This is a genomic window from Mucilaginibacter sp., from assembly GCF_028288225.1.
In the GTDB taxonomy this organism is placed as follows: Bacteria; Bacteroidota; Bacteroidia; order Sphingobacteriales; family Sphingobacteriaceae; genus Mucilaginibacter.
Window position 1 is genome coordinate 38,816 of the sequence record NZ_JAQBOC010000058.1, and the last position, 12,674, is coordinate 51,489.

At 40.3% G+C, this 12,674-nt stretch carries 11 protein-coding genes; 3 read left to right on the plus strand and 8 right to left on the minus strand.

Annotated elements, in window-relative coordinates; translation table 11 throughout:
• Positions 1–10: 10 nt before the first annotated feature.
• The 7 genes from JWQ54_RS17935 to JWQ54_RS17970 all read right to left on the minus strand — a co-directional run bounded on the left by JWQ54_RS17935 (position 11) and on the right by JWQ54_RS17970 (position 9,375).
• Positions 11–376 carry a cupin domain-containing protein gene (locus JWQ54_RS17935; RefSeq protein ID WP_299587529.1) on the minus strand — a complete coding sequence of 122 codons (366 nt, stop codon included), beginning with the start codon at positions 374–376 and terminating at the stop codon, positions 11–13.
• Positions 377–538: 162 nt separating this feature from the next.
• Positions 539–3,916 (minus strand): glycosyltransferase, encoded by a 3,378-nt coding sequence (locus JWQ54_RS17940; RefSeq protein ID WP_299587532.1) that lies wholly within the window; start codon positions 3,914–3,916, stop codon positions 539–541.
• Between the two features lie 340 nt (positions 3,917–4,256).
• Positions 4,257–5,480, minus strand: coding sequence for a hypothetical protein (locus JWQ54_RS17950; protein WP_299587537.1), 1,224 nt, complete (start codon positions 5,478–5,480; stop codon positions 4,257–4,259).
• Positions 5,481–5,523: 43 nt separating this feature from the next.
• Positions 5,524–6,360 carry a GMP synthase gene (locus JWQ54_RS17955; protein ID WP_299587540.1) on the minus strand — a complete coding sequence of 279 codons (837 nt, stop codon included), beginning with the start codon at positions 6,358–6,360 and terminating at the stop codon, positions 5,524–5,526.
• Positions 6,361–6,366: 6 nt separating this feature from the next.
• The gene (locus tag JWQ54_RS17960) at positions 6,367–7,464 is read right to left on the minus strand and encodes a carboxylate-amine ligase (RefSeq protein ID WP_299587543.1); all 1,098 of its coding nucleotides are present in this window, start codon (positions 7,462–7,464) and stop codon (positions 6,367–6,369) included.
• Between the two features lie 44 nt (positions 7,465–7,508).
• On the minus strand, positions 7,509–8,582 hold the full coding sequence (locus JWQ54_RS17965; protein ID WP_299587545.1) for a hypothetical protein: 1,074 nt from the start codon (positions 8,580–8,582) through the stop codon (positions 7,509–7,511).
• Positions 8,583–8,667: 85 nt separating this feature from the next.
• Entirely contained in the window at positions 8,668–9,375 is a 708-nt protein-coding gene (locus JWQ54_RS17970) for an alpha/beta fold hydrolase (RefSeq protein ID WP_299587548.1), read from the minus strand.
• 211 nt (positions 9,376–9,586) lie between these two features.
• Here JWQ54_RS17970 and JWQ54_RS17975 point away from each other — a divergent pair, with 211 nt between their 5' ends.
• The 3 genes from JWQ54_RS17975 to JWQ54_RS17985 all read left to right on the plus strand — a co-directional run bounded on the left by JWQ54_RS17975 (position 9,587) and on the right by JWQ54_RS17985 (position 11,856).
• The gene (locus tag JWQ54_RS17975; protein WP_299587550.1) at positions 9,587–10,414 is read left to right on the plus strand and encodes an alpha/beta hydrolase-fold protein; all 828 of its coding nucleotides are present in this window, start codon (positions 9,587–9,589) and stop codon (positions 10,412–10,414) included.
• Positions 10,415–10,457: 43 nt separating this feature from the next.
• Positions 10,458–11,018, plus strand: coding sequence for an NUDIX hydrolase (locus tag JWQ54_RS17980; protein ID WP_299587553.1), 561 nt, complete (start codon positions 10,458–10,460; stop codon positions 11,016–11,018).
• 100 nt (positions 11,019–11,118) lie between these two features.
• The gene (locus tag JWQ54_RS17985) at positions 11,119–11,856 is read left to right on the plus strand and encodes a 1-acyl-sn-glycerol-3-phosphate acyltransferase (RefSeq protein WP_299587556.1); all 738 of its coding nucleotides are present in this window, start codon (positions 11,119–11,121) and stop codon (positions 11,854–11,856) included.
• An 86-nt stretch (positions 11,857–11,942) separates the two neighbouring features.
• Here JWQ54_RS17985 and JWQ54_RS17990 read toward each other — a convergent pair whose 3' ends face one another.
• Positions 11,943–12,674, minus strand: a complete 732-nt coding sequence (locus JWQ54_RS17990; RefSeq protein WP_299587559.1) for a LytTR family DNA-binding domain-containing protein — start codon at positions 12,672–12,674, stop codon at positions 11,943–11,945.

Sequence of the window (12,674 nt, forward strand, 5' to 3'; positions counted from 1 at the left end):
GTCCGTCAGATTATGATTTGGGAATATCTTCCGAATTATCAGTTTTTATAGTTTCCATGTCCCTAAGCTCAAATGTGAGATTTACAGACTTGCTGCCGTTAGGCCTTGTACGATGATTTGTGTTTTTGGGAACAGTAAATAATTGCCCCGGTAACAATTCTATCATGGTATTTTCAAGGTCAATAAATAGGGAACCTTCAATAACTAAAAAACTTTCATCAGAATTTGGATGTAAATGCCAGTAAAATGGCTGAGTCATAACGCTAACCCGTATCACGTGGTCGTTAATAAAAGCAAGAGGTATGTTTTTATATATGTCGCTGATTTCGGCTGTTTTGCCGCTAATATCAATTACCGTAAGCACCGGTGTTTCCATAAATAACTGATTTATCGTTCCTGTCCATGTTTCAGAAACAGTTTAAGCGCAACTAATCTCTATGGTTAAGTTAGCAGTCTTAAGTCAAAATTTGTCTTTTTCTGACTTAGAACTCAAGACTTTCGACTCAAGACTAAATATCAAATCATATATGTCACCACACTAGTCACTACCAACAGGCACATCCTTCTTAATAATCACATTCCCGGTACGCTTTAATGCCCCCCAGCCGCTAAGCTCACCTTTTAAGGCCTTACGGATGGATTTGAACAATACATAGTACATCAACTGGCGCCATATAAATCGCTGAGGTATAATGTAAACCAGCTTTTTGTAATCTTCCTTTTCCATCCAGAATGCAATAATGGCCACTATAAAATCAATTACTACAAACGCAGCATAAAAGAAAAGAATCTTGCCGGGCTTATCGCTAAATAAGCCAAATATCATTATCAGGTCGGCAAGCGGGGAGAATAGCGGCAACACGATCTGGAAGATGAGGATGTTTGGCATGCCCACCATGCCAAAAAACTTATATTTTTTATTGAAAAGCGCATCCTTGTTTTTCCAGAAGCTTTGTATTACGCCAAAGCTCCAGCGGAAACGTTGCTTTAACAAGCCGCCAAGCGTTTCAGGTGCTTCGGTATAAGCAACTGCTTCTGCACAGTTTTTTACAATATACCCTTGCTTTAATATACGCATGGTAAGGTCGCAATCTTCTGCCAGGGTATCATAAGTAAATCCACCCGCCTGGTAAATAGCCGACTTGCGGAATGCCCCAATAGCACCCGGAACAACGGTGATGCTGTTGATCAGATCAAAGGCCCGGCGATCCATGTTTTGAGATGTAATATATTCGATAGACTGCCAGCGGGTGATCAGGTTATTTTCATTACCTACTTTAACGGTACCTGCAACTGCACCAATTTCATCATCAGAAAAATAGGTCATCAAATGGTATACAGCATCGTCTTTTAGCTGTGTATCCGCATCAATACAAACTACAAATTCATACTGTGCATAGCTAATGCCAAAGTTTAATGCCGATGCCTTGCCACCATTGGGTTTAGTTAACACTTTTACCAAAGGATGCTTTCCATAAGCATCATTAACAAGTTCATAGGTTTTATCATTCGACCCGTCATCGACAAAGATTATCTCAAATATATTATACTCAGTTTTAAGTAAGCTTTGGATTGTTTTAATAGCGGTAACTTCTTCATTATAACCTGGTACAATTATACTTACCGGTGGCAGCGTGGAAAGATCAGCAACTGTACGATTTGTTTTTTTGTCATCTGCATATTGTCTTACAGCAAGTATTCCAATAAGTACCACCCGGCCTACGGCAAGAAAAATAGCCGACAGGAACAGGTAAAGTAAAAACCAGTTACCATAAAAATAAAACTGGATCAGCAGGTTATACAAAGAGCCTAACACGCCTGAATTGGCATCATCTTGTATAGGCGGCATCAGGTCGTCTTTGGTTTTACCTAAGACATCGGCTATGGTAGTAAATTTATAACCATGACTTTTGAAAAAATGTATAATTTCAGGCAATGCTTTTACAGTTTCTTCACGGGTATCGCCGCCTGCATCATGCAGTAACAGCATAGAGCCATTGTCTTTTTGCCGAATGGTACGGGCGACAATACTGTCTGCAGTTACACCTGGCTGCCAGTCCCATGGGTCAATTGATTCGCCAATATTAATATAGCTTTGCTTGCGGCTTTCGGCTACTGGAATAACCTCAGCCAGTGTTTGTGGTTCAGCATCAGCATTAAACGGCGGGCGGAACAATATGGTACTTCTGCCGGTTACCGATTCAATCAGCTTTCGGGTTGCGTTTAGTTCAAGATTTACTCTTGATATACTAACTGTAGAGATATCCGGATGAAAGAAAGTATGGTTGCCAATTTCATACCCCTCTTCAAACTCTCTGCGAAGGATAGAAATATTTTTTTCAGCCATTGAGCCGACCACAAAAAATGCGGCAGGCACATGTTCGCGTTTTAAAATATCTAATATACGTGGCGTATAGTCAGGGTCGGGGCCATCATCAAACGTTAAAACTATTTTGCCCGGTGCATAACCGTATTTTTTTATTACATATTTGGTTGGTAATTTAATGTAGCTTTGATTGGTTATAACAAAGTTCGTTGTATCCATCCGCACATCAATTTGTCCGGGAGTTGGCGTAGTTATCAGGTCCAGCACCTCGCCGTCACCATCATAGTTTATCTTATTATTTAAACCTACGGTAGTTAACCGTTTTACATCTATCCCTGTTTTTTTCAACGAGTCGGTTGACAGGTTCTTTTGGAAAAATGTCCATAAACGGGGATCCTCTGATCCTAAGCGCCACAAGGCAACACCTCCCGTAGCCCAGTCATCCGCCTGGCGGATGATGTTAAAGTTGGTGGCAGCATCGGTAAAATATACGGTATGTTCTAAGCTGTCATCATCAAAATAGGTATAATGAAGATTTGCTGACATAGAGTCGAAGGCGATCTTACTTTTATTTTCCTGCGCAACACTTATAGCCTGGGGATAGCCTATAGCTTTTCCTATACTGCCTTCTGGCCAATCATATGCGCCACCTGCAACGGTTAGTATTACTTTTTCGCTTGGAATCCGGGTGCAAACATCATCCAGTATTTTTTCAACCCAGTGCTGGTTTGAAAGATCGCCGGCATTACTGTTTTCGTTGTGCTGATCAATAGCCATTACAAACAAAAAATCGTTTACATGCTGCAATCTTTCCAGGTTAAACTGTTCATCGTCCGGAATTACGTTTTGTGTTACCAAAAGGCCCGCAGGGTGCAATATGGCATACAGGTCATTTTCAAAGGCAATATAGTTTTTGCTGTTGCGATTTTTTATTTCATCAAAATCAAGGTTAACGCCCTGAAATTTAAATTTTTGCAGCTGGCGTACAATGCTTTGTATAAATCCGATCCTAAGCTTTTTATCTTTTATAATTCGCTCAACATCTTTACTGTCATATCCGCCCTTAGTATTATTAACGTTAACGTAGTTTGATAACGTCATCAACACAGGCTTTTTATATTTTTTATTCAAATTTATAAGCCCTGTATCAACATTGGCAACAATTGTATCGGTTTTGGGCTTTATAAAAAAACCTTCGCTCACAACCATATCCAGTTTGGCGATATGTTCTGCAAGTGAGTTATAGGCCTGAGCTTCCCATGGCCTGTAAAAGGCGGCATTTATCCGGTCTTTGTTATTGGGGCGTTTTAGCTGATGTAAGTGACGGGCGATAGACAATTTTTGTATTTCGCGTTTATCAATTTTAAAATCCTTGAATTTTTTAGATTTTTTTAATTGATCAAGCTCTTCTTTGGTAAGTTTTTTGGGGGCCGGGTTTAAGTTTGGTAAACTGGGGTATTGTTTTGAAGTAACTGTAATTGCAGCAGCCACAACACTGGCAACCAGCACAATAATGAGTGCGCGGCTAAGCCACTTAAAACGGATCCATCTACTCGGGGTATCAGTTTGAAAAACCTGTTTATTGGACATTAAATTTTTTTAAATAAAATACTATTTTGCTTTTAGGGTATATAAATGGTTTATTTTATTTGTTTGATTTGCCAGCTTCGATAGCTGAAAAATCAACGCCGCACTTACAGTTACTTCCGCAGCTTTTTTTTGTAAACAAGTTTTTATAAACAAGCCTGCAAACATAAAATACTGCTGCTGCAAATAGTATTGCTATTATAATTACCTGGATATTCACGTCACAAATTTACTACATTTTATATAATATATACGTAAGAGACAAGTGAAATAGTATTTGGTTTAATCTGTAGAGAGTCAAGAATCAAGATGTCAGTAGTCAGGAAAGATATTGGAATAAATTTTATTTTTTAAATCTTGATTCCTGACTCTGTTCACCCGACATAAAAGCAATTGTGCCTCCTACCCAGTCAAAATCGTGGTTATAGCGTACACCAATCATTTTGCCACGGCTTAAACGGGCAAGATTGATAGCCAAAGTAGGTTTTTTATCGCCATTTGGCCATAAGTACAATAGCCTTATCTCAACTTTTACACCACCGTCGGGTGCTTGTACTACTGGCTCGTAATTTACTTTTTGCTGCAGGATCCAGTTTTCAGGATCTTTTATACTTTGGATGTCATCTTTTGCAATATCTATTATTACACCCTGTCCGGCAAAGGAAAATAGCGGTTTAAGCACATAGTTTTCGAGGTCAGCGGGGATTTCTTTTAGCTGATGTAAAAATTGTGTTTTGGGTATATAATCACCATTTAGAAAGGGCATGGTAAATTTGCTTACGCGATAAAACCAGTTTGGATGGGTTATCCATTCCACATCAAGTGACTGCCTGATATCCACAGCCTTTTCAAAGATCTTTGGATCGCCTTCTATCTCATCAAATATCAGCCGGTTATAAATCCGCCTGATGCGTTTTTTTTCGCCATTTACCCGGTAAAAAAGCTGGTCGCCTTCCTGTTCAAGGTCACTTAATGAAACAACGGGCGTACCAATATATTTTTGAGTTAAATAAAAATCGACCACCGTTTTTTGTCTGGGTGCATTAACATCCATCAATACCACCTCGCCGGGCTCAAAGTCGCCAACAATAGTTTTTTTAAGCAGATCAATGTATGATGTTCTATCAAGTCCGCTGAAATATACTGTTTGATCGTTTGAGATCTCAAAATTATCCTTGTAAGTATCGGCGAGGGTTACCTGGAAACCATATAGTGAAGGAAAACCTTGTAGTTCTATCAGTTTTGGAACGATGTTGCCAGCCTCATCCTTACAAACCCCAAAATCAAGAGCGATAAAATGCGGATGATCATTCTCATTGGCTACACGCCATTTTTCGGGAATAGCCCTTTCGGTCAACTCTTTAAAATCAGGCTGCAGGATAGTATCAACAATATCACCCCCGGCCGAGATCAGATTATTACGAAAATCATCCGTCAAAAAAACTGGAGTTTCAGCAAGCCGGAAGGCAATAGGATTGTGTAGTCCCGCATTCAGATCCTTTAAAAAGTTTTGATACTTTTCTTCAGTGAAATTGGCGTTGAATGTTTTTCTGGCGGATGGGTTCATTGGAAATAATATAGTAAATTCAAAAACCGGGCCCCAAACAGTATCAGGCTTCCTGTAAACTTAAAACTGCCTGGTCTAAAAAGTTAGGGATTATGGTGTTTTGGGTATGAGTTATTTTATCCTGATCTTCAATTCTGTCGAGCATTTCATTGTATTTATCAAGGCCATGCTCTGCTACAACTTCATTCTTTTTTTCTTCTTTCACCAATAGCGACTTTACGCCTTTCGCATCCGCTTCGGGATGGAATTGTGTCGAAAAAAAGTAATCGCTAAAGCGGATGGCCATCATAGCCCGTGGCAGGTCAACGTGCGGTCTTTCCTTTTCAATAGCTTGTAACTGCATGCCAAGTTCACTAAAACGTTTCTCGTCCGGGTTTATCACCTGCCACAGCCTTGAATCAACAGAGTAAAAAGGATCAGTCAAACCATCAAATACCGGCTCATTTATAGCTGATGGAGTTTTATGGATAGGTAAAACCCCAAAAGAAGCTGACTTTCTCATGTTTATATCACCCAGCTGGTACTTGCGGCACAGCAGTTGAAATGAGTGACAAACAAAAAAGCCATATTTTTTTTGTGATGTGTTAGACAGATTATGATCTTCCAGCTTATCGATTAACTGAAAATATTTCTTTTCCCATTCAGTGCCTTCACTGTCTATTGGGCTGCCAGGACCGCCGCTCGAAATATAAATATCAAAATCAGTTGAGGGTACGTCAACTTTTTTTCGAACATCAAATACCTCGTAACTTAAATTAAGCCCGGTTTTTAATTTATATCTTTCTAATATTTCACGGAACCCGCGCATCCCCTCATTGGCTATACCATCATACAGGTCAATAATAGCAACTTTAATTTCCGGTTTTTCTGTTTGTATCATTTCTTACTAAATTCCTTTTAACGTTTGTGATGTAATATAATCAACCACATCTGCAAAGTTATTATTTTGCGCGTAAACTGCTAACTGCCTGTCGGCACCGGTGCCATGTTCCAATATTTTGTGTACATGTTGCAGGTCGTCACGGCAGCCAAGATCATCCACAACATCATCAATAAAGTCCAATAATTCCAGTATTAACGACCGGGTATTTACTTCCATCTCTTTGCCAAAATCTATCATTTTCCCGTCAATGCCGTACCGGGCCGCACGCCATTTATTTTCATTTATAAGTGCGCGGTTGTAATTAATAAACGACATGTTTTGCTGGCGCAGCTTATACAATTTGGCACATAAAGCCTGGAACAATGCTACAAAGGTCATGGTTTCATCAATCAGCATAGGGCAATCGCAAATACGGAATTCGATGGTTTCAAAAAACGGGTGAACGCGGATATCCCACCAGATCTTCTTGGCATTATCAATACAATTGGTTTTTACCAACAGCTTTATATAATTATCATACTCTTCAATACTGCTGAAATAATCAGGAATGCCTGTGCGGGGGAATTTGTCAAATACTTTGGTACGGAATGATTTATAACCGGTATTTCGCCCTTCCCAAAATGGCGAATTGGTTGATAAGGCATATACGTGCGGCAAAAAATACCTCACCTGGTTGGCAATATGAATGGCCATATCCCTTGATTGGATGCCGACATGTACATGCAGGCCAAAAATAAGGTTTGACCGCGCAGCTTCCTGCAGCTCGTCTACAATCTCAAAATACCTCGGATGATCCGTTATCAGTTGATGCTGCCAGTGTGAAAATGGGTGTGTACCTGCTGCTCCTATGCGCAGGCCAATATCTCCGGCTAACCGGGCAACAGTGCCGCGCAGCTTACTTACTTCTTTACGTGCCTCTTCCGTGTTGTGGCAAATATGTGTGCCCACCTCAACCACAGCCTGGTGCATTTCGGCTTTCACCTGGTCCTCGTGGATCTTTTGGGCGCTGTCAACAATTTTTTGCTCATGCGATTTTAGTTCCCTGGTCACAGGGTCAACCACCATGAATTCTTCTTCAACACCTAAGGTAAACTCGTTCATTTTATTTTAGCCTTTTATAATTGGTATACACAAAAACGGATCTTTTATTTTTTTGCAGCTTTTTTAGGCTTTGCTGCTTTCTTATCCGCTGCAATATCACGATCAATAACTCCGGAGCTAACTTCTTTTTTATCAGCTTTCTTCTCTATTTTCTTCTCTGATGATAAAAGATGATGGCCGGCTGCACCTGTTTTTACATATTCACCCCAGGTAAGGTTATCGCTATCGTCCTTTTGCTTTTTAGCGCGTTCAATAGCATAATCGGCAGCAGTTTCAACTACCCAATCAAAGTTTTCCTGGCCAACACTGGTTACCTCCGCATCGGGGGCCGGGTTACAAAAATCAATGGCATAAGGCACACCATCACGAATGGCAAACTCAACTGTGTTAAAATCATAGCCCAAATATTTATTGAGCTTTATAACATAGTCTTTTACAGTTTCAAGCAATTTTTTAGCTGCCGGGGCCTTGCCATGCTCATACCTTAAATGGTGCGGATTACGTGGCTCGTACTGCATAATGCGAACATGCTTGCCGCCAATGCAATAGCAGCGGAAATAATCTTCAAAAATAATTTCCTCCTGCAGCATCATTACATATTGTTTTGTTTGGTTGTATTTATCCCAAAGCTCGTCAAGGTTATTTATCTGGTAAACCTCTTTCCAGCCGCCCCCGTCAAAGGGTTTCATATAAGCCGGGAAGCCCACGTATTTAAAGATTCCTTCCCAATCTAAAGGATAAGCCAAGTTACGGAATGATAGATCTGTTGTATCATCAGGCAGGTCTTTTGACGGCAGGATCACTGTTTTTGGCACAGGCACGCCAATTTTTACCGCCAGCGCATTGTTAAAAAACTTTTCATCGGCACTCCACCAAAATGGGTTGTTAATTACCGCTGTGCCACAAATGGCCGCATTTTTTAACGCAGCCCTATAAAAAGGCACGTCCTGCGAAATCCGGTCTACTATAACCGCATAATCCAATGGCTCGGCTTGCATCACTTTATCAATACGTACAAACTCTGCACTTATATTTTTTTCGGCTTTTTGATTAATGCGGTCAACAAATGCCTGCGGAAATGATTTTTCCTGCCCGAATAAGATTCCTATTTTTTTCATGGATAGTTATGTGTTTATCTGGTTCTTAATTCTAACCTCTTCTTATACTGTCGCTGCCTAATCTCCAGCCTCTGATCTCCATCACCTATCTTATCGTTGATAAATAATGCGGAAACATTTCCTTCCACACGGGCCAGTCGTGACTTGCAAACGGGCGCACATCCAACCAATGGTTAATATGCTTTTGGTTCATAATGTTTGACATGCGTTTATTATCCTCCAGGCAAATGTCATGTTCTGCTGTGCCAAGGATAATATTCATATGCCACAGAGCAGGCAGGTTGCTTCCCGGCAAAAAATCTACCGGGTTATTATAAAACACATCATCGTTATAAAAACCGTCGGTAAATTGTTTCACGTCAAAGGCTCCACTCATGCTAAACAGGTTGCCCACTTTATCCGGGTGCTTTAACGCAAAGTTTACAGCATGGTAGCCGCCAAAACTGCAGCCGGCAGTGGCTACTTTGCCAACGCCGGTTTCGTACATAGCCCAGGGAGCCAGTTCATCAGTAAGCATTTTATCATACCATGCATAGCGGTGCGCCCGCTCTGCGGGGTTAACGCTTTTATTGTACCAGGTTAACCAATCAAAACTATCAGGGCAATAAATTTTTACAATACCTTCATCAACAAACCATCTTACGCTTTCAATAAGCCCTTCATCTTTATTCTGGTAATAACGTCCCTGCGAAGTAGGAAAAAGTATAACCGGATAGCCACGGTCGCCAAAAACAAGCATTTCTACATCAAGCCCAAGATTCTGTGAATACCAGCGGTGATATTTTTCTGTCAATGTGTTAGGGTTTATTTTGTGATTGTAAGTTAGAGAATTAATTTTGATTTGATGATTTGAAGATAAGAAAATTTGAAAATGAAAACCCGGTAGTATATTCCAATGATCTCATTTTCAAATCTTCAAATGACCGAATTATCAAATCAATCTCATCAAATCGCCAAATTTTCAGATTGTAAAATGATAACCGTATTTTTGCAGCCTTAATTAATTGAACATAGAGATGTACGCGAGCTGGCAGGAGATGGAGATAACTATCACTGAAAATAATATAACAATAAAATCTGATGTGCTTAAGCGTGATGTTGAATGCACGCTGCTGATGCCGGAAGATGGTGAAATGTCAGAGCCCTTAAATTTATTATTACTGAATGACGGGCAGGAAGCTGAAAACCTTCTGCTAAAAGAAACTTTACAGAACTTAGCCAGCAATAACAGGATAAAACCGGTATTGGTTGTTGCCATACATGCTGGTGATGAACGATTGCTGGAATACGGAACAGCCGGAAAACCCGATTTTAAAAAGCGGGGGATAAAAGCCGGTTTATATACTGCGTTCATTAAATCGGAACTATTGCCCGCAATTACTAAATTGACAGGTATCGAACAGTTTAACTCGACTGCTTATGCAGGATTTTCTTTAGGTGGGTTATCTGCACTGGATATTTCCTGGAATAACCCGGAACTGTTTGATAAAGCAGGTGTATTCTCCGGCTCTTTCTGGTGGCGGAGTAAAGACCTTGCGAAAGGTTATACTGAAGGCGACCGGATTATGCACAGTATTGTGAGGAACACGGCTGCGAAGCCTAATATAAAGATCTGGCTGCAAACCGGTACCAAAGATGAAACCAGCGACCGTAACAAAAACGGAATCATCGATTCAATAGATGATACCGTAGACCTGATAAAGGAACTGGAAAATAAAGGTTTTACCCGTCCGAATGATGTTCAATATCTTGAAATGGTAGGCGGAAGCCATAATACCGAAACCTGGGGCAAAGCAATGCCTAAGTTTTTGATTTGGGCGTTTGGAAGGTGATGATCAATATGTTATTTCACATATTTTCATCATTTTTACCCCCATGCATCATCCTGAAGAAAACCCCTGGCAAATAACCTCTGAAAAGGCTGTTTATGATAATCCCTGGATAAATGTAACCGAATACCAGGTTATTAACCCATCCGGTAATCCTGGCATTTATGGCAAGGTGCATTTTAAAAATGCAGCGATAGGAGTTTTGCCTTTGGATGATGAACTGAACACTTACCTGGTAGGCCAATTCCGTTTTGCAATAGGACAATACAGCTGGGAAATGCCCGAAGGGGGAGGCCCGGTGGGTACTGACCCTTTGGAATCTGCAAAACGAGAGCTATTGGAAGAAACCGGCCTCAAAGCCGAAAGCTGGATGGAGATCCAACGCCTGCATCTCTCCAATTCGGTAAGCGATGAACTCAGCATCCTTTATCTTGCCCGCAACTTACAACAATTTGAAGCCGAACCCGAAGACACCGAGCAACTGATAGTTAAGAAACTACCTTTTAAAGAAGTTTACGAAATGGTTTGCAACGGTACCATAACCGACTCTGTAACAGTGGCGGCAGTTTTAAAAGTTCAGCTATTAATATTGGAGGGAAGTTTATAAATGGTGTAAAATTTGAGCAACTCATTCAACTTAATCTAACCCAATCAACTTTCTAAACCTAATCAACCATTCAACTGAAATAATTAACTTTGATGCTTTTATGAGAAAGCTTTTAGGATATATCTTGTCACCTCTTACTATTGTTGCGTTTTGCCTGGTGCTGGTCATTTTTCAGCCATTGCAATGGATTGCTTATAAGTTTTTTGGTTATACAGCACACAAAAAGGTAGTTGATCTTTTGAATTTATGTCTCTTCAGCACCTTTTATTTAACAGGCAACCGGGTTATCTTTATCAATAAGCAAAACCTGCCGATAGGCCGGCCTATCATTTTTATTGCAAACCACCAAAGCCTGGCTGATATTCCGCCGCTTATTTATTACCTGCGTAAATATCACGCTAAATTTATCTCAAAAATTGAACTTACAAAAGGCATCCCATCTATATCATACAACTTAAAATATGGCGGAGGCGCCAATATCGATCGCAATGATTCGCGCCAATCTATCACTGAAATTGTTAAACTGGCCAACCGGATGAAAGAAAATAAGTGGTCGACTGTTATTTTTCCAGAAGGTACACGTTCTAAAAATGGATTGGTAAAGCCCTTCCAGGTTGGCGGAATTGCAACCATCCTGAAAAAATGTCCCGAAGCATTATTAGTACCCATCGCTATTAATAACTCGTGGAAATTAACGCAATATGGATTTTATCCCCTCAATACATTCACAAAAGCAACCTGGGAAGTGCTTGAACCCATTGAACCAAATGGTAGACCGGCTGAAGATTTGGTTAAGGAAGCTGAGACCAGAGTAAAGAAAGCGCTTGGACAGGGATGAAGTCTGAAGTCTTGAGCCTTTTTTAGTCTAAAGTCAAAAAAACATTCGACAGACTCAAGACTTTCGACTACAGACTTAGGACTTTTTTAAATATTCTTCCCGTCAACTATCTTGAAAAACTCTTCTCTGTAAGTATCACCTACCGGGATAATTTTATCGCCAATAAAAATACGGCTGCGTTCAATACTGTCTATCTTATTAATGGATACGATGTATGATTTGTGTACCCGTATAAAGTGCTTCCCAGGCAAAGCATCTTCCATTTTCTTCATGTTTTGAAGGGTGATGATCCGTTCGCCTGGAGTGAATATGGAGATATAATCTTTCAGGCCTTCAATAAAAAGGATATCATTCAGGTAAACCTTCTGGATTTTATGCTCAGTTTTAACAAATATAAAATCGCTTAAAAGGTCCTGTTGTTTTTGTTGTTGTACTGGCTCCGGTTGGATAGGTGTGGCTGCCGGTTGCAAAACTGCCTGGGCCTTTTGAACTGATTTGAAAAAACGATCGAACGCTATTGGTTTAAGCAGGTAATCAATTACATCAAGCTCATAGCCTTCAAGAGCATATTGCGGATAAGCGGTGGTTAAAATAACTTTCGCCTTGCCGTTAGCTATCCGTAAAAATTGGATCCCGGTAAGCTCAGGCATTTGCACATCCAAAAAAACAAGGTCGACAAGTTTTTCCTGTACCAATGTGAGTGCTTCAATAGGATTTGTTGTGGCCTTAACCAATTGCAAAAACGGGATCTTTGAAAGATAGTCTTCCAGTATATGCAATGCCAAAGGCTCGTCATCAACAATTAGACATCTGATCAT